Annotated in this window: 20 protein-coding genes and 1 tRNA gene; 6 read left to right on the top strand and 15 right to left on the bottom strand. The window is 66.4% G+C overall.

Features of this window, described 5'->3' with window-relative positions; all coding sequences use genetic code 11:
• Nucleotides 1–33 precede the first annotated feature (33 nt).
• Both GGR73_RS04190 and ispG read right to left on the bottom strand, forming a co-directional pair.
• On the bottom strand, nt 34–732 hold the full coding sequence (locus GGR73_RS04190; protein WP_102252468.1) for a phosphatase PAP2 family protein: 699 nt from the start codon (nt 730–732) through the stop codon (nt 34–36).
• Entirely contained in the window at nt 713–1,978 is a 1,266-nt protein-coding gene (gene ispG / locus GGR73_RS04185) for a flavodoxin-dependent (E)-4-hydroxy-3-methylbut-2-enyl-diphosphate synthase (protein ID WP_024940821.1), read from the bottom strand. Before ispG ends, GGR73_RS04190 begins: the two co-directional genes overlap by 20 nt.
• 120 nt (nt 1,979–2,098) lie before the next feature.
• Here ispG and GGR73_RS04180 point away from each other — a divergent pair, with 120 nt between their 5' ends.
• Both GGR73_RS04180 and GGR73_RS04175 read left to right on the top strand, forming a co-directional pair.
• On the top strand, nt 2,099–3,325 hold the full coding sequence (locus tag GGR73_RS04180) for an ATP-binding protein (RefSeq protein ID WP_016903101.1): 1,227 nt from the start codon (nt 2,099–2,101) through the stop codon (nt 3,323–3,325).
• On the top strand, nt 3,322–3,900 hold the full coding sequence (locus GGR73_RS04175; protein WP_016903100.1) for a response regulator transcription factor: 579 nt from the start codon (nt 3,322–3,324) through the stop codon (nt 3,898–3,900). Before GGR73_RS04180 ends, GGR73_RS04175 begins: the two co-directional genes overlap by 4 nt.
• An 834-nt stretch (nt 3,901–4,734) precedes the next feature.
• Here the strand turns inward: GGR73_RS04175 and GGR73_RS04170 are convergent.
• The gene (locus GGR73_RS04170; protein WP_184456485.1) at nt 4,735–5,691 is read right to left on the bottom strand and encodes a cellulase family glycosylhydrolase; all 957 of its coding nucleotides are present in this window, start codon (nt 5,689–5,691) and stop codon (nt 4,735–4,737) included.
• A 481-nt stretch (nt 5,692–6,172) separates the two neighbouring features.
• On the opposite strand from GGR73_RS04170, the gene GGR73_RS04165 reads away from it, so the two are divergent.
• Nucleotides 6,173–8,029, top strand: a complete 1,857-nt coding sequence (locus GGR73_RS04165) for a putative bifunctional diguanylate cyclase/phosphodiesterase (protein ID WP_024940761.1) — start codon at nt 6,173–6,175, stop codon at nt 8,027–8,029.
• A 93-nt stretch (nt 8,030–8,122) separates the two neighbouring features.
• On the opposite strand, the gene GGR73_RS04160 is transcribed toward GGR73_RS04165, so the two are convergent.
• Entirely contained in the window at nt 8,123–9,685 is a 1,563-nt protein-coding gene (locus GGR73_RS04160; protein ID WP_039509865.1) for a sodium/sugar symporter, read from the bottom strand.
• A 257-nt stretch (nt 9,686–9,942) separates the two neighbouring features.
• Nucleotides 9,943–12,555 (bottom strand): glycoside hydrolase family 3 protein, encoded by a 2,613-nt coding sequence (locus tag GGR73_RS04155; RefSeq protein WP_184455755.1) that lies wholly within the window; start codon nt 12,553–12,555, stop codon nt 9,943–9,945.
• Between the two features lie 435 nt (nt 12,556–12,990).
• On the opposite strand from GGR73_RS04155, the gene GGR73_RS04150 reads away from it, so the two are divergent.
• Nucleotides 12,991–14,946 (top strand): PhoX family protein, encoded by a 1,956-nt coding sequence (locus tag GGR73_RS04150; RefSeq protein ID WP_104554972.1) that lies wholly within the window; start codon nt 12,991–12,993, stop codon nt 14,944–14,946.
• Nucleotides 14,947–15,504: 558 nt separating this feature from the next.
• On the opposite strand, the gene GGR73_RS04145 is transcribed toward GGR73_RS04150, so the two are convergent.
• The 8 genes from GGR73_RS04145 to pcnB all read right to left on the bottom strand — a co-directional run bounded on the left by GGR73_RS04145 (nt 15,505) and on the right by pcnB (nt 22,249).
• On the bottom strand, nt 15,505–16,128 hold the full coding sequence (locus GGR73_RS04145; RefSeq protein WP_184455753.1) for an AAA family ATPase: 624 nt from the start codon (nt 16,126–16,128) through the stop codon (nt 15,505–15,507).
• A gap of 3 nt (nt 16,129–16,131) precedes the next feature.
• Nucleotides 16,132–16,476 carry a type II toxin-antitoxin system prevent-host-death family antitoxin gene (locus tag GGR73_RS04140; RefSeq protein WP_047125491.1) on the bottom strand — a complete coding sequence of 115 codons (345 nt, stop codon included), beginning with the start codon at nt 16,474–16,476 and terminating at the stop codon, nt 16,132–16,134.
• 157 nt (nt 16,477–16,633) lie between these two features.
• Nucleotides 16,634–18,148, bottom strand: coding sequence for a glucose-6-phosphate isomerase (pgi, locus tag GGR73_RS04135; RefSeq protein ID WP_065048970.1), 1,515 nt, complete (start codon nt 18,146–18,148; stop codon nt 16,634–16,636).
• Entirely contained in the window at nt 18,145–18,525 is a 381-nt protein-coding gene (panD, locus tag GGR73_RS04130) for an aspartate 1-decarboxylase (RefSeq protein ID WP_024939767.1), read from the bottom strand. Before panD ends, pgi begins: the two co-directional genes overlap by 4 nt.
• A gap of 176 nt (nt 18,526–18,701) precedes the next feature.
• On the bottom strand, nt 18,702–19,544 hold the full coding sequence (gene panC, locus GGR73_RS04125; RefSeq protein WP_184455752.1) for a pantoate--beta-alanine ligase: 843 nt from the start codon (nt 19,542–19,544) through the stop codon (nt 18,702–18,704).
• Nucleotides 19,541–20,356, bottom strand: a complete 816-nt coding sequence (panB, locus tag GGR73_RS04120) for a 3-methyl-2-oxobutanoate hydroxymethyltransferase (protein WP_024939769.1) — start codon at nt 20,354–20,356, stop codon at nt 19,541–19,543. The genes panC and panB overlap by 4 nt, the downstream gene beginning before the upstream one ends.
• A gap of 35 nt (nt 20,357–20,391) precedes the next feature.
• The gene (folK, locus tag GGR73_RS04115; RefSeq protein WP_047125494.1) at nt 20,392–20,877 is read right to left on the bottom strand and encodes a 2-amino-4-hydroxy-6-hydroxymethyldihydropteridine diphosphokinase; all 486 of its coding nucleotides are present in this window, start codon (nt 20,875–20,877) and stop codon (nt 20,392–20,394) included.
• Nucleotides 20,878–20,881: 4 nt separating this feature from the next.
• Nucleotides 20,882–22,249, bottom strand: coding sequence for a polynucleotide adenylyltransferase PcnB (gene pcnB / locus GGR73_RS04110; RefSeq protein WP_024939771.1), 1,368 nt, complete (start codon nt 22,247–22,249; stop codon nt 20,882–20,884).
• 47 nt (nt 22,250–22,296) lie between these two features.
• Here pcnB and GGR73_RS04105 point away from each other — a divergent pair.
• A tRNA-Glu gene (locus GGR73_RS04105) sits at nt 22,297–22,371 on the top strand.
• A 438-nt stretch (nt 22,372–22,809) separates the two neighbouring features.
• Here the strand turns inward: GGR73_RS04105 and folE2 are convergent.
• Together folE2 and GGR73_RS04095 are read right to left on the bottom strand one after the other, a co-directional pair.
• Nucleotides 22,810–23,739 (bottom strand): GTP cyclohydrolase FolE2, encoded by a 930-nt coding sequence (gene folE2 / locus GGR73_RS04100; protein WP_184455750.1) that lies wholly within the window; start codon nt 23,737–23,739, stop codon nt 22,810–22,812.
• 35 nt (nt 23,740–23,774) lie between these two features.
• Entirely contained in the window at nt 23,775–24,935 is a 1,161-nt protein-coding gene (locus GGR73_RS04095; RefSeq protein WP_126966410.1) for an N-acetylmuramoyl-L-alanine amidase, read from the bottom strand.
• Between the two features lie 219 nt (nt 24,936–25,154).
• Between GGR73_RS04095 and GGR73_RS04090 the strand changes: the two genes are divergently transcribed.
• A complete protein-coding gene (locus GGR73_RS04090) occupies nt 25,155–25,379 on the top strand; it encodes a hypothetical protein (RefSeq protein WP_046342384.1) in 225 nt (74 codons plus the stop codon).
• Nucleotides 25,380–25,468 lie beyond the last annotated feature (89 nt).

Genomic DNA, 25,468 nt, shown 5'->3' with positions numbered 1-25,468 from the left:
GCCCACAACCTTCGACGTCGCGCGGCCGTGCCCTCAGGCCGAGGTGAGATGGCGACGCCAATGCGGCCGCCGTGCGCCGCGAAACATCACCAGATACAGCCCGACCACCCATACCAGCGCGGCCGACCAGCCGCCCAGGATGTCGGAGGGATAATGCACGCCCAGGTAGATCCGCGACACACCGACCAGCACCGCGAACAGGCTGGCGGCAGTGGTCACCGGCCAGCGCCAGCGCGTGTTCCAGGCCAGCGCGATGACCACCGCAGCGAGCGTCATCGAGCCCATCGCATGCCCGCTGGGAAAGCTGAAAGTGCTTTCCGGGGCGATCGATTCCCACAGGCTCGGGCGGTCGCGCTGGAACACCTGCTTGGCGCCCATGTTCAACAAGGCCGAGCCGCCAAAGCCGAGTGCGGCAAAGGTCCCCTCGCGCCAGCGCCGCAACATCAGCAACACCAGCACGATGGCGATATCGGCCGGGATCACCCCGTATTGGTAGCCGATCTTGGAGACCACCCCGAAAAACGCATCCAGCCCCGGCGTGGCGATGCTGCGCATGCTCCACAGCAGGGGCTCGTCGAAATAGAAATTTTCCAGCTCGTGGACTTCGTCGGCCAGGTCGACGAACAAGCCCAACGGCAACAGCACGCCGGCAAACAGCAACGCCATGCGCCACGCATTGCTGCGCAGCCATCCCCTGAAACCCGCCGGCGATTCAGCCGGCGCGACGGACATAGGTGCGTTCGACGTACTGATCGATCAGATCGATGAACTCGTAGGCGATGTTTTCACCACGCAAGGTGACGCTTTTTTCGCCATCGATGAACACCGGTGCCGACGGCGCCTCGCCGGTGCCCGGCAACGAAATGCCGATGTTGGCGTGACGCGATTCGCCCGGCCCGTTGACCACGCAGCCCATCACCGCCAGGGTCATGTTTTCCGCGCCGGGGTTGCTGATCTTCCACTCCGGCATCTTGGCGCGCACATGGTTCTGCACCACGCCGGCCAGTTCCTGGAAGAACTCGGAGGTGGTGCGGCCGCAGCCCGGGCAGGCCGTGACCATCGGCGTGAAGGCGCGCTGGCCGGTGGTCTGCAGCAGTTCCTGCGCGACGATCACTTCCTGGGTGCGCGACTGGCCCGGTTCCGGCGTCAGCGAGATGCGGATGGTGTCGCCGATGCCTTCCTGCAACAGCACGCTCAGCGCGGCGGCGGAGGCCACGATGCCCTTGCTGCCGATGCCGGCCTCGGTCAGGCCCAGATGCAGCGCAAAGTCACAGCGGCTCGCCATGTCGCGATACACCGCGATCAGCTCCTGCACACCGGATACCTTGGCCGACAAAATGATGCGCTCGCGCGCCAGCCCCAGTTCCACCGCGCGCTCGGCCGAATCCACTGCCGAACGGATCAAGGCCTCGCGCAGCACGCGGCCGGCATCCCAGGGGGTGTCGCGTTGCGAGTTCTCGTCCATCAGCTGCGCAGCCAGCGACTGGTCCAGCGAGCCCCAGTTGGCGCCGATGCGCACCGGTTTGTCGTACTTGATCGCGAACTCGATCAGCTGCGCGAACTGCAGGTCCTTCTTCTTGCCGAAGCCGACATTGCCCGGATTGATGCGGTACTTGGCCAGCGCTTCGGCGCAGGCCGGCTCGGCGGCGAGCAACTGGTGACCGTTGTAATGGAAGTCGCCGATCAACGGCACCTCGATCCCCATCATGCGCAGCTTGTCGACGATGCGCGGAATGGCCGCGGCCGACTCTGCGTTGTTGACGGTCAGGCGCACCATTTCCGAGCCGGCGCGCCACAGGTCGGCCACCTGCTTGACGCTGCCGGCGATGTCGGCGGTATCGGTATTGGTCATCGACTGGACGACCACCGGGTGGCCGCCGCCCACAGTCACGCTGCCGATCTTGACGGCCTGGGTGATGCGGCGCGGCCAGGCGGTGGCGTCGGCGGGAGGGGTTGGGCGAGTCACGGCGTCGTACATCGCGGTATTTTAGCCTGTCATCGGTCCGCTCACAGCTGAAGCGCTGCGCAGGCCGTCTTCCGGGCCGATGCGACGGTTTGTCGCAGGCCGCCACGCCCCCGAGCGCATAGCATTGCCGTGATGAATTCCTCAGACGCCTCCTTCCTGCGGACCCTGTGCAGCCTGCGCTGGCTGGCCACCGCCGGCCAGGCCGCCACCATCCTGGTCGCCACCGGCCTGATGGGCCTGGACCTGCCGCAGCAACCCTTGTGGGCCGGCGTGGCCGCACTGGCGGTGTTCAACCTGTATGCGCAACTGCGGGTGGCCCACCGCGGCGCGGTCAGCCCGGCCACCGAGTTCGGCCACATCCTGGTCGATGTCACCGTGTTGACCTGGATGGTGGGCTGGAGCGGCGGCATCGCCAACCCGTTCGGCTCGCTGTTCCTGGTGCTGATCGCGCTGGCCGCGCTGGCCCTGCCGCTGGGCTGGGCGATGGCGGTGGCGGCGTCCTGTGTAGCCGGCTATGTGATCAGTGCGGCGTTCGGCCTGCCGCTGCCCTACGGCAGCTTCGACCCGCTCAGCCTGCACATGTGGGGCATGGCCGCTAACTTCCTGCTGTCGACGGTGGTGGTGCTGGCCTTCGCCACCCGGCTGGCCTTGTCGATGCGCGAACGCGAGCGCGAGATCTCCACGCTGCGCGAGCGCTTTGCGCGTAACGAGGGCATCGTCGCGCTGGCCACGCATGCCGCCTCGGTGGCGCATGAGCTCAACACGCCACTGGCGACGATGACCCTGCTGGTCGACGACATCGCCGATCAATGCGACCAGGGCGAATTGCGCGAGGATCTGGATACCCTGCGCGAGCTGCTGGTGCAGTGTCACGAGCGCGTGCTGGCGCTGGCCGCACCGGCCGACAACGGCCACCTCAGCCGCGAAGTGGCGGTCAAGGACGTGCTGGAACAATGGCGGCTGGTGCGCCCGACCATCGAGCTGCGCCGCAACGACGATGCACCGATGCGCCTGCTGCTGCAGCCCGGCGTCAGCCACCTGCTGATGGTGCTGCTCAACAATGCGGCCGATGCCGGCGAACGTGCCGGCCGGCCGCAGATCGATCTCACGCTGCGCGTGGAGCAGGACCATCTCAGCGGCGAAGTCCGCGACTACGGTCCGGGTTTCGACACCTCGCAGGCCATGCTGCCGGGCACCTTGTTCAACAGCGGCAAGCACGACGGCATGGGCGTCGGGCTGGCGCTCTCGCACGCCACCGTCGAGCGGCTGCAGGGCGAGTTGTGGATGCTGCCCGCCGAAGGCAGCGGCGCCCGCGTCGGTTTCCGTCTGCCGCTCTCCGAACACGAGGCACTCGCATGACAAGCACTCCCCTGCGTACCGGCCTGCTGGTCGACGACGACACCCTGTACCTGCGCACGCTGCAGCGCAGCCTCGCCCGCCGCGGCGTGGAAACCCTGACCGCCACCGACGCGGCCAGTGCCCTGTCGACCGCGCGCAGCGCCCTGCCCGATTTCGCCTTGATCGATCTCAAGCTCGGCCACGATTCCGGCCTGAGCCTGATCCAGCCGCTGCGCGAGATCCGCGCCGACATGCGCATCCTGCTGGTCACCGGCTATGCGAGCATCGCCACCGCGGTGGAGGCGATCAAGCTCGGCGCCGACGACTACCTGCCCAAGCCGGCCAATATCCCGACCATCATGCGGGCGCTGGGCGAAGAGGACGACGAGCTGCCGGAGCCGGACGAAGAAGAAACCGCGCGGGAAATGATGACACCGCTCAGCCGCCTGCAGTGGGAGCACATCCAGCAGGCGCTGCACGAAACCGGCGGCAATGTCTCCGCCGCCGCACGCCTACTCGGCATGCACCGCCGCTCGCTGCAGCGCAAGCTGACCAAGCGGCCAAGCCCGGGGCCGTTACGCGAGCCCGGGCGCTGAGACCTCACATCGAGACGTTGAACCAGGGTGTTTTTCAGGCCCTATTCCAGGCTTGATCCATTTAGCCATGGCCGTGTTTTTTCGCTCGATCCGATGCTTTAGTCAGAGCTCGGTGAGTCGAGAGCGCGGTGCCCTCGCCGCTTGCGGGACACGCCGTGAATCCGTCCATGGAGGCTCCTTGGCGGCATCCATGCCGCCAAGGGTCCCGCAACCGGCAAGGACACCGTGCCAGACAGTTGGCCGGCTGCTTTCTTGAAAGCGTGTTGCTCGGATTGCGGCAGCAGCTGCGACGTTTGCAGCTTGCGTGTTGAAAGCCCGTTTGCTGCTCGGCTTGCGACGCGAAAATAGTCAGAGGTTGATCGAACGCTTAGTGATCCGACCAGCACATGTCATGCATCGCTTCCCCTATGCATACCGACCATCTCGACTGGTCCTTGCCCGCCCACCGTCGCGGGACCTTACGCGGCATGGATGCCGCGTAAGAGCCTACATGGACGTACTTGCGGCGTGTCCTGCGATGGTGGGCGGGCAAGGGCCCTGCAGCAAAATCACAGCGTCGAGAACACGGCGATGACACCGCACCGGTTGCTGGCTGTTTTGTTGAACACCATGCACACCGACCATCTCGACTGGTCCTTGCCCGCCCACCGTCGCGGGACCTTACGCGGCATGGATGCCGCGTAAGAGCCTACAAGGACGTACTTGCGGCGTGTCCTGCGATGGTGGGCGGGCAAGGGCCCTGCAGCCAAGCCGCAGTTCAACTGCGCTGCAGCTCTGCAGCAAACTATCCAGGCATCCCCAAAAACCAGAGACGCTGACCGCAGGGCGTCACTCTCACCGTGGCCCGAACACGCTCGCCCTGCGCGAGGTCGCGGTGATGCCATCGGCGCCCAGGATCAGGTTGCGCCCCCAGCTGCTGAGGCGCGTGGCGTTCCAGCCGATTGCGATATCCAGCGATTGCGTGCTGCTGTCATTTCCCGACCACGACCAGCCCAGATAGCCGACGTTGTAGTCGCGGGCACGGCGCATGATCGCTGCCTCGTCCACGTGCGCGCCGCGATGGTCTCCACCGAACTCGCCGATCACCAGCGCCAGCTTTTTATCGCGGAAGGCGCGCAAATAATTGTTGACCGTCGCATCGCTGCCGAACACTTCGTACATGTGCACGCTGAAGATCAGGTTGCGGCGGCTGTCGCGCGCCAGCAACGCGGCAGCGTTGTCGCGCATGTAGAACTTCCAGTCCTGGCCCCAGTTCGGCGCATCCACCATCAGTGCGTGAGTCAGTCCTGCCTTGCGCAATGCGGCGATTGCGGTTGCATGGCCGTTGACCCATTCGCTGGCGCTCAACTGATTGCCGAACGGCTCGTTGCCGATGTTGACGATGACCTGGTCTTCGTTGCCGATCAGCGCCTTGCGGATGCTGGTCCAGTACGCAGTAGCGTGGGCGAGGCCAGCGGCAGCGCCGTCTTCGCCATAGCCGGTGGTGTCGTGCACTTCCAGCACCGCGATCAGGCCCAGGCTCTTGCAACGCGCGATGATGCGCGACACCTCGGCCTCCGGCGTGCGGTTCCAGCGATAACCGGAACTGAGCACCACGCGCACGCTATTGGCGCCGGTGGCAGCGATGGCTGCCAGGGCCGCGTCGGTGCGGCTCGCGTACCAGGCATGCGGCAGATTGACGCCACGCAGGACCACGGTGTTGCCATTGGACTCACGCAGTTGTGTGCCGGACACCGACAGCCCCGCGTGCGCGGCAAACGACACTGCTAGGCCTGCAACGACCAGCAGCATGCGGTGGGCAAAACGAGACAACGGTGATTTCACGATCGATTTTTCCAGACAGAGGGGAGGAGGACGAGCGATGGCGGCACTCACAGCGCGCGTGAACACTGTGTCAATTTGACGTGCCTGCCGATGCAACCCCTGTCACATATCGAACAAACGCCGAAACAAGTGCGCTGAACGATTACGTTGCTGTGGGGGACAAGGCAGGCGCCCCCTCAGTCATCGGCGAGGGGTCGGCAATGTTTAGCGGCCGTGCGCCAGCGCCGACCGCGGCGCCGCACGTTTGCTTACATCACGCATGACGTGAGAGTCAGAGCGACCGTCGACCTGGCATGTAGGCCGCCTCGTCATGCTGTGGCCTGATGCCATCGCCCCGCTGTTGTCCCTGCAGCGGCGTTGGCGCAGCCATCGCGCGGCAATGCCGCCTCAACTGAACGCCACCTAGCAGCGTCGATCAAGGGATTACGCTTCAGGCCGATAGAAGCACATGCAATCCGTGCTTGCTCCTGCCAATTCCCCTCTTCCGCCCGTGGTCGACGAGTCGACCCGGTTGTCCGTCCTGCGTGGCCTGTGCCTGCTGGACTCGCCGCCGGACCCGGTGTTCGAGACCATCGCCGCCATGGCCGCCCGCAACCTGGGCGCGGAAATCGCGCTGGTGTCGCTGGTGGATGAGCATCGTCAGTGGTTTAAGGCCCGCATCGGCCTGGAACCGCAGGAAACGCCGCGCGACCAGGCGTTCTGCGCGCATGCGATCCGCGCCCCCGAGGTGATGGTGGTGCCCGACGCGCAACTGGATCCGCGCTTTTGCGATAACCCGCTGGTGCTGGGACCGCCGTTCATCCGCTTCTACGCTGGCGCGCCGCTGACGCTGCGCGACGGCCACCGCATCGGCACCTTGTGCGTGATCGGGACCAGCCCGCGCCCGGGCCTGGATGCCGAAGCGATCACCCAGCTGGAAGGCCTGCGCGACCTGGCGGTGCTGCGGGTGGAAAACCTGCGCAGCACCACCTACCGCGACGGACCGACCGGGCTGCCCAATCGGTCGCGCTTTGCCGAAGACCTGGATGCCTGGCTGTCGCAACGCGACAGCGCGCCGGCCACCACCGCGGTGGCGGTCGACATCTGCGGCAGCGATTACTTCCGCGACATGGTCAAGGCGCTGGGCTGGGACTACGCCGATGGTTATGTGGCGATCGCGCAGCGTCGGCTGGCCGCCTATCTGCCTACCGGCACCGCGCTGTATCGGCTGGACCCGACCACCTTCGGTTTTCTGGCCCAGGCCGAAACGCAGCGTCTGTCCGCGCTGTGCACCAAGGTCTCCAAGGCCTTTGCCGAAACGCTGGAACATCAGGGCATTCCGCATACCGCAGTGGCCTCGATCGGCGCGGTCTCGCTGCAGACCAGCTATGGCGCGGCCGACACCATCCGCTCGCTGACCACCTCGGTGGACATCTCGCGCGAACGTGGCGTGCCGTGGAGCATGTACGAGCGCAAGCACGACGTGGCCCAGCGCAACACCTTCCGCCTGCTGGCTTCCCTGCCCGCCGCGCTGGACAGCGCCAGCCAACTGCGCCTGCACTACCAGCCGCGCGTGGACCTGCACGATCACCGCTGCGTCGGAGTGGAGGCGCTGCTGCGCTGGCAGCATCCGATGATCGGCCCGGTGATGCCCGCCGACTTCGTGCCGATGGCCGAAAAAACCGCGTTGATCAACCGCATTACCGCCTGGGTCATCGACAACGGCATTGCCCAGGCCGCGCGCTGGCAGCAACAGGGCCTGGATTTCAATCTGGCCCTGAACGTGTCGGCCGCCGATCTGGACCGGCCCGGATTCGTTGGCCTGCTGCGGCGTGGCCTGGAGCGCCACAACCTGGATCCGCGCCGGCTGGAAATCGAATTCACCGAAAGCGCGATGATCCGCCACCCCGAGCATCTGGCCGAGCAATTGGCGGCCATCGCGGCGCTGGGCGTGCATATCGCCATCGACGACTTCGGCACCGGCTACAGCAATTTCAGCTATCTCAAGCAGCTGCCGGCCAGCTCGTTGAAGATCGATCAATCCTTCATCCGCTCATTGCCGGACAACCGCACCGACCGCACCCTGGTGCCGGCGATGATCCAGCTCGGCCACAGCCTGGGCCAGCGCGTGGTCGCCGAAGGCATCGAGTCGGCGGAGGCCTACGCGCAGCTGCGCACCTGGGGCTGCGACGAAGGTCAGGGCTACTGGATCGCCAAGCCGATGCCGGCGGCCGCACTGGAAACCTGGCTGCAGACGCCGTGGCATGAGCAGCTGGAAGCGCCGGTCAATCTGCTCGCCGCAAGCCTGGCCGCGGCGCGGGTGTAAGCGAAAGCAGCACAGCAGCCAAAACGCACGCGGCGCGACACCTGAGTGTCGCGCCGCGTGCGCACAACCAATTTCAGCGGACTGGCTGGGCGATTACCAGAACACCGCGTACAGCGCGATCAGGATCACCACCACCCCGATTGCACCGACCTTGAAGCCCAGCGTGGTGCCGTAGGCCACATCGTCGGTACGGATCAGGTCGCGCGCCTGGGTAGGCGCGGTCATCAACGACACCAGCACTGCCAGCACCAGCGCCGCCACGAACACCACGCCGATGCGGTCCATGAACGGCAGTTCCGGCCAGGCGAACTTGAGCGCGAACGACAGCACCACCGAGCCGATCGCCGCGGTCAGTGCGCCGGCCTCGTTGGCGCGCTTCCAGAACAGGCCAAGCATGAAGATCACCACCACGCCAGGCGTAAAGAAGCCGGTGAATTCCTGGATGAACTGAAAGCCCTGATCGAAGTTGCCCAGCAGCGGCCGCGCGGTCAGGATGCCGATCACCACCGCCACGATGGCCACGATGCGACCCACGCGCACCAGCTGCTTCTGCTCGGTCTGCGGGCGGAACTTGGCGTAGAAATCCAGGGTGAAGATCGTCGCCACCGAGTTGATCTTGGAAGCCAGCGAGGCCACGATCGCTGCCACCAGCGCCGCGAACACCAGGCCCAGGATGCCGGTCGGCAACAGCTGCATCATGGTCGGATAGGCCTGGTCGGGCTTGGCCAGGTCCGGCGCCAGCACCACCGCGGCGATGCCCGGCACCACGATCACCAACGGCATCAGCAGCTTCAGGAACGCGGCGAACACCATGCCCTTCTGCGCCTCGCCGATGTTCTTGGCCGCCAGCGCGCGCTGGATGATGTACTGGTTGAAACCCCAGTAACTGATGTTCATCACCCACAGACCGCCCAGCAGCACGCTCAGGCCGGGCAGGTCCTTGTAGAACGGGTTGTCCTTGCTCAGGATCATGTGGAAGTGCTCCGGGTGCGCACTCCACAGGTGCTTGAAGCCGGCCAGCACGCCGGCACCGTCGCCGATCCGTGCCAGGGTCAGTCCGGCCACCAGCAGGCCGCCCAGCACCAGCAGCGTGACCTGCACGATGTCGGTCAGGGCCACCGCTTTAAGACCGCCGTACAGCTGGTAGACCAGCGCGAACACGCCGATCAACGCCAGCGCCAGGGTCTGGTCCATGCCGGTGACCTGGCTGACCGCGATCGACCCCAGCCACAGGATCGAGGTGAGATTGACGAACACGTACAGCAGCAGCCAGAACACCGCCATCAGCGTGCGGATCCACTTGCCGTAACGCTGTTCCAGGAACTGCGGCATGGTGTAGATGCCGTTGCGCAGGAAGATCGGCAGGAAGAACTTGCCGACGATCAGCAGCGTCAGCGCCGCCATCCACTCGTAGGAGGCAATCGCTAGGCCGATCGCATAGCCGGAACCGGCCATGCCGATGATCTGCTCGGCCGAGATGTTCGCGGCGATCAGCGAGGCGCCGATCGCCCACCACGGCAACGACTTGCTGGCCAGGAAGTAATCCTCGGCGCTCTTGCTGTGACCTGCCTTCTCGCGCGAGACCCACTGCGCGAGCACGAAGATGCCGGTCAGATAGACAAGCACAATCACGATATCCAACGTCGCCAAACCCACTGCACTCTCCTGTCTGGCTCTGGGCCGAGCGTCGTGGACCGGACAGGTCTGCAGACTGCCGCCGCCCGCACTGCGTGCGTGGCAGCAGCGCGGCGAACCGCAGCTGCAGGCCGTCCCGGCCGATCGACGCGCGCGTCCCGCGGCGGCTGATGACACCACCGCTGAGGGTGGCCGCTTTGACACGTCGCCGGGGCCGGCGACGCATGTATGGGGTTGTTACCTGGGCACACCCGCAAGCGCGCCTGCGGGTGTGCTGCTTACTTGACCGGGCAGTCGAGCGTGACTTCGGCCTCGTTGAGTGCGCCCAGCGCGATCTTCGACACCGACAGGTCCAGCGCCGCAGCGCTTTCGATGCTGGCGACCTGGGTCAGCTTGGTCACATCCGCACCGGCCACCGCGAAGCACTTCAAGGGCACGCCGACCACCTTCCACTGGCCCTGCGGCAGTGCGGCCAGGGTCTTCTGCGCATCGACGCGGCCGCCGCACTTGTCGCCACAGCCCACGCCCAGCCATACCGGCGCGGTCACCGCGCTGTCGCGGCGCACGGTCAGCTGCAACTGCACATCGCCGTTGCTCTCACGCGAGACATCGACCGGCTTGCCGGACACCAGCAACACGCTGGAGGCCTTGGCACCGGACCAGACCAGACGCCGCGCATCTTCCTGCGCCTTGTGATCGACAGCGGTCATCTTCAGGCTGCCATCGGACAGACCCACCGGCAGCGTGGTGGCCGGCATGTTGGCCTGGCCGGCATTGGACAGCTGCATCGCAATGCCCAGTGCCGGCTTGCCGCGCACGAAGTACACCCCGCCCACCGACTGCTCGCCGGACACGCCCGATTCCTCCGGCAACGCGACCAGGTCGCCCTTGTCGGCATAGGTCAGGCCGAAGCCGAACTTGAACTGCGGGTCGTAATCCTTCTGCCCGACGTTGTTGGCGAACTGCACCGCGGTCTTGGGCCAGGAGAAGCTCAGCTTGCCCTTGAAGTCGTTCTGTACCGTGCCATCGGCCTTGCGCAGCAGCACGTCGGCAATGCCCTCGCCTTCCGAACCCGGCAACCAGGCGGCGACGAAGGCATCGGCGGCGTTGATGTACTGGTTCATCCACAACGGACGCCCGCTCAGGAACACCGCCACCACCGGGATGCCTTCGGCCTTGAGCTTCTTGATCAGCGCCAGCTCGCTCTCGTCGCCCGGCTTGTACAGCAGGGTGGCGATGTCGCCCTGGAACTCGGCGTACGGGTTCTCACCGAATACCACCACCGCCACGTCGGGCTTGGTCTTGTACGCACCATCGACTGCCAGCTCGGCCTTGCCGCCGGCAGCCTTGATCTGCTTGTCCAGGCCTTCCCAGATGGTGTTGCCATTGGGGTAGTCGCTGCGCTTGGTGCCGGTGCCCTGCCAGTTCAGCGTCCAGCCGCCGGACTGCTTGCCCATGTCGTTGGCACCATCGCCCAGCACCAGCACGCGCTTTTTTGGATCCAGCGGCAGGATGCCGGCCTGGTTCTTGAGCAGCACCAGCGACTCGCGCACCGCCTGGCGGGCGATCGCGCGGTGTTCCGGCGCGCCGAGCAATTCGTACTTGCCGCCGAGCGGGCGCTTGGACGGCTTGCCGGCTTCGAACAGGCCCAGGCGCAGCTTGACGCGCAGGATCCGGCGCACCGCATCGTCCAGGCGCTCGGCGGAGATCTGGCCCGACTTCACTGCCGCCAGTTCGGTCTCGTAGATGCCCTTCCAGCTGTCGGAGGCCATCGCCATGTCGACGCCGGCAATGAACGAGGCCGGGCAGTTTTCGTTGGTGCAGCCCTTGACCTGGCCGTGGCCATTCCAGTCGCCGACCACGAAACCGCCGAAGTTCATGCGGCCCTTGAGCACGTCGGTCAGCATGACCTTGTTGCCGTGCATCTTCTCGCCGTTGAAGCTGTTGAACGAGGCCATCACCGTCTGCGCACCGGCCGCGATCGCCGGCGGGTAACCGGCCGCGTGGATATCGCGCATGGTGGCTTCGGACACCTTGGTGTCGCCCTGGTCCTTGCCGTCGGTGGTGCCGCCGTCGCCGACGAAATGCTTCACCGAGGAAATCACGTGGCTGCCATCGAGGAACTGCGGCGTGCCCGGCACGCCCTGCACGCCTTCGACCATCTTGCCGGCGAAGCTGGCCACCACCTCCGGCGACTCGGAATAGCCTTCGTAGCTGCGGCCCCAGCGGTCGTCCTGCGGCACCGCCACGGTCGGCGCGAAGGTCCACTCCATGCCGGTGACGCGGGTTTCGGCGGCGGTGACTTCGCCGATCTGCTTGATCAGCTCCGGGTTGCGCGTGGCGCCCAGGCCGATGTTGTGCGGGAACAGCGTGGCGCCGACGATGTTGCTCTGGCCGTGCACCGCATCGATGCCGAAGATGATCGGAATCGCGTTGCCGCCCTTGGAGGTGTCCATCGACGCTTCATAGAAGGCGTCGGCCAGCTTCAACCACTCGGCCGGGCTGGCGTCGTACTTGCCGCCTGGATCGGAATTGCCGCCGGCCAGCACCGAGCCGATGCGGTACTTGCGCACATCGTCCGGGGTCATGCTGGCGATGTCGCCCTGGATGGTCTGCGCGACCTTCTCTTCGACGCTCATCTTGGCCATCACATCGGTGATGCGCTGCTCCAGGGCCTGGTCCTGGGCGAACGGCCACTTCGGCGACGGCCACTGGTCGGGATGGATCGTGGTGGACGCCTCGGCAGGTGCGGCGGCCGGTGCGGTCTTGCTCGCCTCGGCAGCGGTGTCTTTGCCTTGGCAGGCGGCCAGCATCAGCACCGCTGCGGCGGTGGCCAGAGAGAGGGCACGACGCGCCACGGGCGCGGCGGTACGACGAAGCAGCTTGTCCAAGATCCAGGTCTCCAGGTGGTTCTCCCCACGGCGATGCGTGACGCCGCAGGCCATTAGGCGGCGTACGCTTGCGTGATTCCCCTACCCTGTCAACAACGCGCGCTTGTATGCCAAACGCCGGCCAACTTATTGGCCCGGGCTATAGGCTTGGAATACCGGCAGCACCTGTCAAACCACGGCAAAGCGCCGAATCCGGCGTGGCGCTTGATCTTTCGCGGCAGCGCAGTTTGCTGCAATGCACCACTGTCCGCGATCACCATTGCGCAGCTCCTGTCACCTGCACGCGCGTTGCTGGGTTCGCTTGCTGCACCGTGTACGAACGCCCGCCAACGGGTGAGCTCGCCGTCAAACAACTGTCATACCCCGGGCCTAGCGTGACCGGCTTGCCGATGCGCCACCGGCCATCGTCGATCGTCGTCTTTGCCTGGAGTTTCGATGTCTGCCTCCCCCGATCCCGCCCGCCGCCGCCTGATGCAGTTGCTGGCGTCCGTCCCGCTGTTGCCGCTGGGCAGCGCCAGCGCCGCCGCCCTACAACACCTCGGCGGCGCGGCACTGGCCGCACACCCGTTGCGGCCGTCGGACAACCCGACCCAGCTGGTGTCGGCCACCTTCCATGGCATGCCCGCACCCAGCCTGGCCAACCCCGCGGCGATGGCCACCACCACGGTGGGGTCGGCGCTGACGGTGGCGCGCAGCGACGGCAGCAGCCAGCGTTATGCGCTTGCGTACCACCCGTTCTTCGTCACCGGCGACCAGGTGCCCGACGGCAAGGGCGGCACCGTGCTGGCCGGTGGCTATTACGACATCCAGCATCGGCCAATCATCGACCGCTCCAAACCCGGTGCCGAGCGCCCGTTCTTTTCCGATTGCCCGGACGGCTCCTCGCTGCTGACCCTGCCCGATGCCAAGGTGCCCGGCGTCAAGGGCAACCACGTGTTTGCGGTGGTGCAGTTCGAATACACCACCCGCGACCAGGCCGGCAACGACACCAACCGCCACCTGCCCGCGCCGATCGCGGTGCTGACGCTGGATCAGGACCCGGCCACCGGCAAGCTGTCGCTGGTGAAATACCACAACGTCGACACCGCGCCGGTGCACGGGCTGTGGACCACCTGCGGCGCCAGCCTGTCTCCGTGGAATACCCACCTGTCCAGCGAAGAGTACGAACCCGACGCCACCGCGCTGGCCGGCAACACCCAGTTCCGCAGCTACAGCACACATCTGTACGGCGACCCGGAAAAAGCCAATCCGTATCACTACGGCCACCTGCCCGAAATCACCGTGCACCCGGACGGCACCGGGAGCGTGCGCAAGCACTACTGCCTGGGCCGCATCTCGCACGAGCTGGTGCAGGTGATGCCCGACCAGCGCACCGTGCTGATGGGCGACGACGCCACCAATGGCGGTCTTTTCATGTTCATCGCCGACCGCAAGGCGGACCTGTCGGCCGGCACCTTGTATGTGGGCAAGTGGCAGCAGACCTCGGGCGTGGGCCCGGGCGCGGCCACGTTGCGCTGGATCAAGCTCGGCCACGCCACCAGTGCCGAGATCCAGGCCATGGCCGACCGCCTGACCGCCGCCGACATCCTCGACGTGCATCTGAGCGACCCGGGCGATGCCTCGTTTACCAAGATCCCGTTCAACGGCACCTTCAACTGGATCCGCATCAAGCCGGGCATGGAGAAGGCGGCGACCTATCTGGAAACCCATCGCTACGCGGCGCTGGCCGGCGGCAGCCTGGGCTTCACCAAGCTCGAAGGCACCACCGTCAACGCGCGCGACAAGATCGCCTACATGGCGATGTCCTACATCGTCACCAGCATGCGCAACGGCTCGGGCGACGTGAAGGTGGAAGGCCCGGATGCGGGTGCGGTGTACGCCCTGAATCTGCGTGGCGGCCAGCGCGACAACCACGGCGCGCCGATCCACAGCGACTGGGTGCCGATCGACATGGCCGCACCGGCCGCGCTTACCGGCCACGATCTGGCCAAGGCCGACGCGCTGGGCAACCTGGCCGACCCGGAGCGGCTGGCCAACCCGGACAATCTCAAGTTCTCCGAAGCGCTGCGCACCTTGTTCATCGGCGAAGACAGCAGCCTGCACGTGAACAATTTCCTGTGGGCCTACAACGTGGACAGCGGCACGCTGACGCGGGTGCTGTCGGTGCCGGCCGGCGCCGAATCCACCGGCCTGCACGCGGTCGACCAGATCCACGGCTGGACCTACGTGATGAGCAATTTCCAGCATCCCGGCGACTGGGAAAGCCCGCTGCACGACACCGTCAAGGCCACGCTGGATCCGCTGATCCGCGCCAACTACAAGAACCGTTTCGGCGCGGCGGTGGGCTATCTCACCGGCGACCCGGTGGCGGTGAAGCTGGGCAAGGCGTAAGCGCCGCCGTTGCAGTTACAGCGCTGCGTGACGCTACAGCCGAGTGGCGTCTCGCTGCTGTCGCAAGGGCCGGTAGGAGCGCACCTGGGCGCGAGGAGCTTTACCGGTATGGCCTGTCGCGCCCGGGTGCGCTCCTACGGGTGAGGCCGACACGTGCAGCATGGCGTTCTCGCTGCTGTCGCAATGCCAGTAGGAGCGCACCCGGGCGCGAGGAGCTTTCCCGGTATGGCCTGTCGCGCCCGGGTGCGCTCCTACGGGTGAGACTCACACGTGCAGCATGGCGTTCTCGCTACTGTCGCAAGGCCGGTAGGAGCGCACCCGGGCGCGAGGAGCGTTCCCGGTATGCCTGTCGCGCCCGGGTGCGCTCCTACGGGTGAGGCCGACACGTGCAGCATGGCGTTCTCGCTACTGTCGCTAGGCCAGTAGGAGCGCACCTGGGCGCGAGGAGCGTTGCCGGTATGCCTGTCGCGCCCGGGCGCGCTCCTACGGGTGAGGTCGCTGGATGTCTGGCCGCGTCGGTGAGAAGCAGATCAGACCGCACGTGCCTGAGCGTGCGATTCAGGACTGCCGCAACTCCAGCGCCGCCATCACAATGGGCTTGGCCCAATCGGGCACCTGCGCCAGTTCTTCGGGCGTTTGCGGGTATTGCAGGCCGTTGCGGTCCAGTTCCAGCACCAGCAGCGGCGCGACCTGCCCGGTCGCGTCGGCAGGCGCGCTGTTGTCGTAGACATGCAGCACCGACAGGTGCGGCAATAGTGCGATCAGGTTGGCACGCGAGGCATCGTAACGCTCGCGGATCTTGTGCTCGGGGATGGCATGCCCGCCAGCGGCCACGCGCGCCGCCACACGTGCGATATGCAGCTCGACGCTCGACAGGCCGCAGAACCAGACCGCCACCGTGTGCGTCGCGCAGGCCTGCCACAGCAGGCGCGGGATGGTGGTCGCGCCCAGGGTGGTTTCGAACGCACAGTCATGGCCGGCGTCCATGGCCTGACGCAGTCGCCGCACGCCTTCCTGCCAGGCTTGTGCATTGGCGTCTTCGGGTGACCAGCCCTGCTCCACCAGGTCCCGGGTGAACGCATCCGGGTTGAACCAGGTGGCGCCGTCTTCCCGCAGCAGGCTGCCCAACAGCGAACTCTTGCCGGCGCCGTTGACGCCGGCCAGCACCAGAATGTTCCCCACGATTTACAGCGACGGCCCCAGCGCGATCTTGCTGCCCCGGCGTGCCGGCTTGCCGATCACCTGGGCCAGGCCTGCGCCGTCGGTCACCGCCGCAAGATGTGCATCGAACCTGGCCTGCAGTGCCTGCAGCGACTGCGCGCGCGTCGAGGCGGCCGTCGCTGCACTTGCCTGGCTGACCAGCCGGCGGTATTCCTCCGCGTCCACCACCACCGCCTCGGGGTGATTGTGGTTGGTGATGACCACCGCGCCATGCGAGCGCACCTTGCGCATCAGGTTGGGCCAGCCCTTCACCTTGATGTCGGCAGCGGGGGATTTTTCGAGCTCGGGCAGATCCTGGAGGCGAGACATGGGACGGTCCTGCGCGCTATGGTGGCCCCAGCCTACTCCCAACGTCCCATTTTGGGAAATTTGGCCATTTGGCCCAAATTTATTGCCACGCAGGAACTCCAGAAACGAAACGGGGCCCGCAGGCCCCGTCGTCTGACACCATCGATACGCGACAGGCTCAGCCGCGCAGCTTGGCCAGCAGCTCGCGCGTCACCGGGTCGGCCACGTCGGCCGACTCGCCCTTCAGCGCCGGCAGCAACTGGCTGGCCAGCTGCTTGCCCAGCTCCACGCCGAACTGGTCGAACGCGTTGATGCCCCACATCACCGACTGCACGTAGACGCTGTGCTCGTACATCGAGATCAGCGCACCCAGCGCCTGCGGGGTCAGCGCATCGAGCAGGATCACCGTGCTTGGGCGGCCGCCCGGATAGCTGCGGTGCGGATCGCTGCTGTCCTGGCCGTTGGCCAGCGCTTCGGTCTGCGCCAGCACGTTGGCCATCAGCGCGACGTGGTTCTCCGCATACGGATCGTCGTTGTGCACGGTGCCGATGAAATCGGCCGGCACCACGCTGGTGCCCTGGTGCAGCGCCTGGAAGAAGCTGTGCTGCACATCGGTACCCGCACCGCCCCACCACACCGACACGGTGTCGCTGTCCACTGCAGAACCGTCGAGCTTGACCCGCTTGCCCAGGCTTTCCATCACCAGCTGCTGCAGGTAGGCCGGCAGCAGGGCCAGGCGCTGGTCATAGGTCATCACCGCATGCGTGGCGCTGCCGAGCAGGTTGCGGTTCCACACCGCGGTCAGGCCGTGCAGCACGGCGACGTTTTCTTCCAATGGCGTGTCGAGCACATGCGCGTCGAACTGCGCAGCGCCTTCCAGCAATTGTTCGAAACGCTCGAAGCCGATCGCCAGCGCGATCGGGAAACCCACCGCCGACCACAACGAATAACGCCCACCGACCCAGTCCCACATCGGCAGCACGCGGCTCGGTGCGATGTCGAAGGCCTTGGCAGCGCGCTCGGGATTGGCACTCACCGCATACAGGCGCTCGCTGCCGCCCAGCCAGGCGTGCAGGATGCTGCCGTTGAGCAGCGTTTCCTGGGTACCGAAGGTCTTGGAAATCAGGATGCCGGCGGTGTGTGCCGGGTCCAGCGTGGCCAGCGTGCGCTGCATCGCCGCGCCATCGACGTTGGAGACGAAATGCACGCGGAAACGCGCGCCCGACGGCGCCCGCAAGGCATCGGCCACCAGCCGCGGCCCCAGGTCCGAACCGCCGATGCCGACGCTGACGATATCGGTGACGTCGGTGGCTTCCAGCTGCTGGATCAGCGCGCCCATGCGTTGGCGGACTTCCGCAGCGGTGGCATACGCTTCGGAGGCCACCGGCGCATCGGTCAGGTCGCCGCGCAATGCGGTGTGCAATGCAGCGCGCTGTTCGGTGACATTGACCTGCTCGCCGCGGAACAGGCGCTGGAACGCGCCGGCCAGGTCACGCTCGCGCGCGATGGCGAACAAGGCATCCAGCGCGGCGCGGTCGTACTTCTGCCGCGCGAAATTGAAATACAACGGACCGACCTGCCTGGCGTATTGCGTCGGCCGTTGCGGCTCGGCGGCAAGCAATGCGGGGATGGCAGCGCCGCGCAGGCGCTGGGCGTGGGCGTGAAGCGCGTCGAATCCGTTGGTATGTGTCATGCGGCCTGCGTGGGGATGCTGTGGTTGGTGTGGGTGATCGTGTTGCTGCCGTCCACATATACCAGATTGGGCTTGAAGGTCTCGGCTTCGGCTTCGCTCATGCTGGCGAAGGCGGCCACGATGATCAGGTCGCCGACCTGCACGTGACGCGCGGCGCCGCCGTTGAGCGAAATGATGCCGCTGCCTTCGTCGGCGCGGATGGCATAGGTGCTGAAACGCGCACCGTTGGTGACGTCCCAGATATGCACCTGTTCGAACTCACGGATGCCGGTGGCTTCCAGCAGCAGTCCGTCGATGGCGATCGAGCCTTCGTAATTGAGCTCGGAATGGGTGACGGTGGCGCGGTGGATCTTGGCTTTCAGCAGGGACAGGTGCATGACGGGCAACGGCAAAGGAAAGCCGGCATTTTAGCGGAAAGCGCCGGTGTCCACCGGCCTGCCGCGCAACCGGTGGTGAGGGCTTCAGGCCGGCACTGGACAACTGCGCCTGTGCGCAGGATCGCAGGCGTTGCCGGTTGCGGCGTGACGCAGCGCCTGCAGCGGTATCAGACCGCTCAGAATTCCAGGTTGTCGATCAGCCGCGTGCTGCCCAGACGGGCGGCGATCAGGGCCACGCGCGCGCCGGCATGGCTGTCGCCCGGCTCGCTCAGGTCGGGCAGCCGCACCACCGCGTAATCGACGCGGAAACCGGCCTGTTCCAGCGCCTGGGTGGCGGCGTCCTCGACCTGCGAACGCGGCGTGCCGGCGGCGTAGCTGTCGCGCATCTGCAGCAGCACCTTGCGGATCTGGGTCGAGCGCGGGCGCTCGTCGGCGGTCAGATACTGGTTGCGCGAGCTCATCGCCAGGCCGTCGGCCTCGCGCACGATGCTGCCGCCCAGGATCTCGATCGGAAACGCCAGGTCGGCCACCATCTGGCGGATCACCGCCAGCTGCTGATAGTCCTTCTTGCCGAAGGCGGCCACGTCCGGCTGCACCTGGTTGAACAGCCGTGCCACCACCGTGCACACGCCGTCGAAATGCCCCGGTCGGCACACCCCTTCCAGCACGTCGCTGACGCCCGGCGCGTGGATCGGCGTGGCCAGTGCGGTGCCGAGCGGATACATGGTGTCCACGTCGGGCAGCCACAGTGCATCGCAACCGGCGTCTTCCAGGCCGCGCAGGTCGGCCTCCGGCGTGCGCGGGTAACGTGCGAAGTCTTCGTTGGGGCCGAACTGGGTCGGGTTGACGAACACGCTCGACACCACGCGGTCGGCGTACTGGCGCGCCAGCATCACCAGCGAATAGTGGCCGGCGTGCAGGTTGCCCATGGTCGGCACCAGCGCCACGCGCAGGCCCTCGCGCTTCCAGCCGGTGACCAGTGCGCGCAGGGTGGAAAGATCGGTCAGGGTCTGGATCATGCGGCGTACGCGTGCGCTGCGTCGGGGAAGCTGCCGTCGCGCACGGCCTGCGCGTAAGCGCGCACCGCGCCCGCCACCGAGCCGCCTTCGGCGAGGAAATCCTTGACGAACTTGGGCCGGCGGTGGCCGCTGTCCAGGCCCAGCATGTCGTGCATCACCAGCACCTGGCCATCGCAGCCAGGGCCGGCGCCGATGCCGATGGTGGGCACGCCGAGCGCGGTGCTGATCTGGGTGGCGATCGGCGTGGGCACGCATTCCAGCACGACCAGGCTGGCACCGGCATCGACCACGGCCTGCGCGTCGCGGCGCAACTGTTCGCCGGCTTCGCCGCGCCCCTGCACCGTGTAACCGCCGAAACGCAGCACCGATTGCGGGGTCAGCCCCAGATGCGAGCAGACCGGGATCTCGCGCTCGACCAGATAGCGAATCACCTCGAGCTTGTGCCCGGCGCCCTCGATCTTGACCATCTCCGCGCCAGCCTGCAGCAGTTGGGTGGCAGCGTCTAGTGCGCGCTCGGGCGTGGCATCGGCCTGGAACGACAGATCGGCCACCAGCAACGCCCGCTCCAGCACCCTGGCCACTGCGGCGGTGTGGTAGACCATGTCGGCGGTGGTCACCGGCAAGGTCGAATCGTGCCCCTGCACCACCATGCCCAGCGAATCGCCAACCAGGATCAGGTCGACGCCGTTGGCATCGAAGGTCCGCGCAAAGCCGGCGTCGTAGGCGGTCAACATGACCAGTTTTCGACCCTCGCGCTTGGCCTGCGCCAAGGCGGGCACGGTCCAGGGCTTGCTGTCGGTATGGCTGCTCATGAAGTCATTACGTGGGGTGATAAGCCGGCCATTATCTACCCAATCGGCTCCAGCCCGCAGACATCGATGGCCTGCAGGGCGTGTCGCACTGTTCCATGACCCGGAATGATCGCCTCCGGAGCGAGCTCGGACAGCGGCAGCAGCGCAAAGGCGCGCGCCTGCAGATGCGGGTGCGGAACCTGCAGGCGTGGCAGGTCGATCACCTGATCGGCGTACAGCAGCAGATCCAGGTCCAGCGTGCGCGGGCCCCAGCGCTCGCCGTCGATACGCTGCCGGCCGAAGGCCTGCTCGATGCCGAGCAAGGCCTCCAGCAGTTGCAATGGCGCCAGCGCAGTGCGCAGCTGCGCCACCGCATTGATGAAATCGGGCTGGTCTTCGCGGCCCCAGGCCGGCGTGCGGTACAGGCGCGAGGCGGCAATCAGGGTGGATTGCGGCAGCTCGCCCAGTGCGGCGATGGCCGCGCGCACGCTGGCCTCGGCCGGGCCCAGGTTGGCGCCCAGGCCGACGAAGGCGGTGTGCACGCCCCTACTCGCCTGCCGGTGCGCCGGTGCGACGACGGCGGCGCCGCCGCTTGCGCGGTGCACCTTCCTCGCCTTCGTGATCGGCCTGCGCGGTTTCGATCGCATCGACCAGTTCCTGGCCGGAGGACTTCTGCGCCTCGCGCCAGAACTCCACATCGGCGGCGTGATCGGCCGAGGCGAACTGGCGCAACACCAGGAAATCGAACGCGGCGCGGAAACGCGGATGCGACAAGGTGCGGAACACGCGCTTGCGCTGACGCGAGGAGAAGCGCGTCTGCAGCAGCCAGATTTCCTGCATCGGCAGCGAGAAACGGCGCGGCAGCGCCACGCGCTCGAGCTGATGCAGGGTGACCCGGTCGGCGGCGCGACGCTGCGCGTCTTCCGGCTGCACGCCCTGCGCCTGCAGGCCCATCAAGGTGCGGCAGAACGCCGGCCAGAGCAGCAGGGCGAACAGGAACGCCGGCGACACCGGCTCGTCGTTGGCCACGCGCGCATCGGTATTGCGCAGGCCTTCCAGCACCATGGCGCGCAATGCGCCACTGCGGTTGGAGCGCAATGCGGCCGCACTCTCCGGGAACAGCGCACCGAGCAGGCCGTAACGCTCCAGCCCCTCGAAACTGGCCACACCGTGTCCGGACAGGAACAGCTTGAGAATCTCTTCGAACAAGCGCGCCGGCGCGGCCTCGGACAACAGACCGGCCAGGCGCGGGATGGGTTCTGCGGTGCCGGCTTCGATATCGAAGTTCAGCTTGGCCGCCAGACGCACCGCGCGCAGCATGCGCACCGGATCTTCCTGGTAGCGCAGCTCCGGGTCGCCGATCAGCTTCATCAGGCGTGCCTGCACGTCCTCGAAGCCGCCGCAGTAGTCGCGTACCGAGAAATCCTCGATCGCGTAGTACAGCGCGTTGCAGGTGAAGTCGCGACGGATCGCATCGTCTTCGATGGTGCCGTAGACGTTGTCGCGCACCAGCCGGCCGTTATCCAGTTCGCGGTCGCCGCTGCCATCGTCGATGTTGGCGCGGAACGTGGCCACTTCGATGATCTCGCGGCCGAACACCACATGCGCCAGGCGAAAGCGGCGGCCGATCAGGCGACAGTTGCGGAATAGCGCCTTGACTTCTTCCGGCGTGGCGCTGGTGGCCACGTCGAAATCCTTGGGATGGCCGCCGACCAGCAGGTCGCGGACGGCGCCGCCGACCAGGTAGGCACCAAAGCCCGATTCGCGCAGGCGGTACAGCACGCGCAGCGCGTTGGGGCTGATGTCCTTGCGCGAGATGGTGTGCTGATCGCGTGGGATGACGCGCAGCGTGAACGGAGATGTAACTGAGGGTTCGATGATGGCGCTTCCGTCTTGTGTTGCAGGATTGCCCAACGGGTTTTAGCGCACTATACTAGCGCGCTGCACAAGACGCACCAAACGCTCCCTTCGTCTAATGGTTAGGACGTGGCCCTCTCAAGGCTAAAACAGGGGTTCGAGTCCCCTAGGGAGCACCACCGTCGTCTGACTGCAGAACACGCCAAGACCCCGCACTGCGGGGTTTTTGCGTTATTGGGCATGGGTGGTTGCCGCTGGTCGGGTGGATGCGCCTCGATCCCGCCCAGGGTCAGATAAGCGCAGCTCCCATGGCAACGCCATCGATCCAAGGTGCTGAGATGCGCCGACTGGCTGAGGCTGGTTACGGCGCCGGGCGCTGCGGGTTGCGCCTTGCCGCCGATCGCGCACTTCAGTCCTGCGGCTGCACGTCGTGCAACCTGGCGTGGGCGCATGGGCGTGGCTCTTGCCGATCACCCCAATAAAAAAATCATGTAAGGCCCAATCAACACATAGGCCTGCGCGACCGCGCGTCCGCATCGCCGCAGCGTGCGATCAATCTCGCATTGGCGCGCAGCAACGGCAGATCGACGTGGATGTTTGCATTGCATGGCAACTCCTCACTCGGCGAAGGAAGGAAACGCATCGGCATCGGCACTACTGTCGGTTTCGGCGGTGGCGTCATGGGCATGCAGACTTTCCAGGTGGCGCACCGCCACATGGAAGACGGCATGGCGCTCGGCCAGCACCTTGCGCAACCGCCGCGCGGCATCTTCGACATACATCAGGTTGGCGCCATTCAAGCGGGCAAACGCCTGCTCGTCGATGCGCCGTACCGCCGCCTGCACCGGCGTCGCCAGTGCCTGTTCGCACAGGCTGACCAGCTCGCGGATGTCCAAGCGCTGCGCGCATGCGCTCAGCTCCACGCGCACCTGCGCCACGCTGCGCTGGCTATGCGGCGTGGCGTACGAACCGTTGTGTTGCAGCCATTGCGCAACCTCTGCGAGCGGTAACGCATCGCGCCCTTGGTGCTGCTGCAAAAACGCATCGCTCAGCAACTGGCGCGACAAGGCCGCCGAACAGGGACAGGTGGAGGCATACAGCACATCGACCTGCAACTGGATCTCGGTGTGGCCTGCCCTGGATTGCGCATCGATGCGCACCGGATAGGCGCGCCAACCGCTCAGTCCTTCGCTGCGCAGCGCCGGCATCCGCAGCATCAACTCGAAGTTCAGCGCCAGCCGCGCCGCACGGCTGCCGCAATCGGCATGACTGTCGATCAGCGCCTGCAGCAGCTGCGACACCATCGCCGGCGACACCGGCTGCTCCAGATGCCGATCCAGCAGGCGGTACAAGCGCGACATGTGGATGCCCTTGAGTTCCGGGCGCGGCAGATCCACCTGCACGATGGCACGCGCGGCTACGCTGCCGCCGGGCCCGGCATCGGCCAGCCGCAGCGGCACGGCGATGTCCTGCATGCCGACCCAGCGCAGCGGCGCGCTCAGTGGGGAAGGTTCGGTAACGGCAACATCGGGCAGCGTGGCGGACATCGAAAGCTCGTAGAAGGGATGAGGGCAATCGCGCCTCAGGCGCGACCGGGAAACATCTGGAAGTAATCGTCGATACCGGCATGCAGCATGTGCGCCAGTTCGTCCTGATGCGTATCGCCGCACAGCCGCCGGCAATCGTCGCGATTGCTCATGAAGCCGGTTTCCACCAGCAGCGACGGAATATCCGGCGACTTCAACACGGCAAAGCCGGCCTGCCCGACCTGGTCCTGATGCAGCCGCGTCACCTGCTGCAGCCGCCCGAGCATCACCTTGCCGAACGCCACGCTGCTGGCGATGGTGCCGCTCAGCGACAGGTCGGCCAGCACCTGCGACAACACCGGGTTGCTTGGCACCCGCAGACGGCGCGTACTGTCGCCCATGTCGTCGGCGGCGTTTTCGCTGTCGGCGATCCAGCGCGCCAATGCAGAGCTGGCGCCGTTCTGCGACAAGGCAAACACCGACGCGCCGCGCGCCTGGCTGCTGGGCGCAGCATCGGCATGGATGGACACGAACAGATCGGCATTGCGGCGATGGGCGATCAACACCCGCTCGTGCAACGCCACGAAGCGATCATCGCTGCGGATCATGGTCGGCCGGTAACGCGGATCGGCCGCCAGGCGCTGGTGCAGCCGCCCCGCGACCGCCATGGCCACATGCTTCTCGTAGCGCGCATCGGCACTGACCGCGCCGGGATCCTTGCCGCCGTGACCGGCGTCGATGGCGACCACGTAGGGATGCAGGCGGGAGCGCGTGGGCGCAGCCGCCGCAACGGCCGGCTCGGTCGGATCGGCCGCGGACAACGACGCAGTGCCGGACACAGCAGCAAGATCGACCACCAGTGCACCATCCTCCCAGCGCGCCGTGGCTGTCAGCGGCTGCGCCAGATCGAGCACCACGCGCAGCCCATCGCCGTGCGAGCCGCTACGGATGGCGACGACCGCGAGATCGTCAGGCAATGGATCGATCTGCGGTGGTTGCGTCGAAACGCCCGGCAGGTCGATGACCAAGCGCGCTGGATTGGACAGGCTGAAGCTGCGGTAGGCGACCTGCGTACTCAATGCGAGCCGAAGTCGCAGTCCCGCGCCCTGACGCTGCAGATTGCAACTGCGCAGCAGCGGCTGCGGCTGCGCGTGGACCAGGTGCGGCGACAGCACCAAGGCGGCACCGACGGCGTGCAACACCTGCCGCCGCCTCATCGAGCCAACCCCGGAGGATCGACGTGGCCACCGCGCCACTTCGAGCACGGACGGTTCGGCATGGTGACCAGGCAAACGACACTCTGCGGCAAGGAACGCGACACGGCGTGACCGGACGAACGATGGATGAAGTGTTATAAAGTAACACTTATTGCGCAAAATCAAGCCCGCCGTGCCCCGCCACTGCCCTCACGTTCACTTTTACCGAAGAGCGCCACGATGTCGCCCGTCATCCCCGACAGCTATACCGCCTGGCGCCACTGCATCGAAGTCGACTGCGCCCAGCCACTGACCGCCCCTTTCATCACCCAACGAATCGCAAGCCTGCGCGATCTGAGCGACCACCACACCCAGCAGTTCTTGCGTCGTTGGGGCGAATCTCATCACCGGCGAGTGATTGGATGGTTTGAACGTGCCGGTGGCGAACTCGAGCCGAGCCGCTAAATAGCGCGCGCGCTCCAGCACTGCACATCACGCCTGACCGGATAGGTCCAGGTAACAGCGGATGCGGTTGACTGTTCCTCGCTGATCGG

This window comes from Xanthomonas sp. F14 (genome assembly GCF_014199865.1).
This window is presented reverse-complemented; position numbering and strand designations above follow the sequence as displayed.

Excerpts from the sequence above, each read along its gene's own strand:
- folE2 (WP_184455750.1), bottom strand. The coding sequence starts at position 23,739 with ATGTCCGCCACGCTGCCCGATGTTGCCGTTACCGAACCTTCCCCACTG.
- GGR73_RS04150 (WP_104554972.1), top strand. The coding sequence starts at position 12,991 with ATGTCTGCCTCCCCCGATCCCGCCCGCCGCCGCCTGATGCAGTTGCTG.
- GGR73_RS04140 (WP_047125491.1), bottom strand. The coding sequence starts at position 16,476 with ATGTCTCGCCTCCAGGATCTGCCCGAGCTCGAAAAATCCCCCGCTGCC.
- GGR73_RS04190 (WP_102252468.1), bottom strand. The coding sequence starts at position 732 with ATGTCCGTCGCGCCGGCTGAATCGCCGGCGGGTTTCAGGGGATGGCTG.
- GGR73_RS04165 (WP_024940761.1), top strand. The coding sequence starts at position 6,173 with ATGCAATCCGTGCTTGCTCCTGCCAATTCCCCTCTTCCGCCCGTGGTC.
- ispG (WP_024940821.1), bottom strand. The coding sequence starts at position 1,978 with ATGTACGACGCCGTGACTCGCCCAACCCCTCCCGCCGACGCCACCGCC.
- pgi (WP_065048970.1), bottom strand. The coding sequence starts at position 18,148 with ATGACACATACCAACGGATTCGACGCGCTTCACGCCCACGCCCAGCGC.
- panC (WP_184455752.1), bottom strand. The coding sequence starts at position 19,544 with ATGATCCAGACCCTGACCGATCTTTCCACCCTGCGCGCACTGGTCACC.
- GGR73_RS04095 (WP_126966410.1), bottom strand. The coding sequence starts at position 24,935 with ATGAGGCGGCGGCAGGTGTTGCACGCCGTCGGTGCCGCCTTGGTGCTG.
- GGR73_RS04170 (WP_184456485.1), bottom strand. The coding sequence starts at position 5,691 with ATGCTGCTGGTCGTTGCAGGCCTAGCAGTGTCGTTTGCCGCGCACGCG.
- GGR73_RS04180 (WP_016903101.1), top strand. The coding sequence starts at position 2,099 with ATGAATTCCTCAGACGCCTCCTTCCTGCGGACCCTGTGCAGCCTGCGC.
- GGR73_RS04175 (WP_016903100.1), top strand. The coding sequence starts at position 3,322 with ATGACAAGCACTCCCCTGCGTACCGGCCTGCTGGTCGACGACGACACC.
- panB (WP_024939769.1), bottom strand. The coding sequence starts at position 20,356 with ATGAGCAGCCATACCGACAGCAAGCCCTGGACCGTGCCCGCCTTGGCG.
- panD (WP_024939767.1), bottom strand. The coding sequence starts at position 18,525 with ATGCACCTGTCCCTGCTGAAAGCCAAGATCCACCGCGCCACCGTCACC.
- GGR73_RS04090 (WP_046342384.1), top strand. The coding sequence starts at position 25,155 with ATGTCGCCCGTCATCCCCGACAGCTATACCGCCTGGCGCCACTGCATC.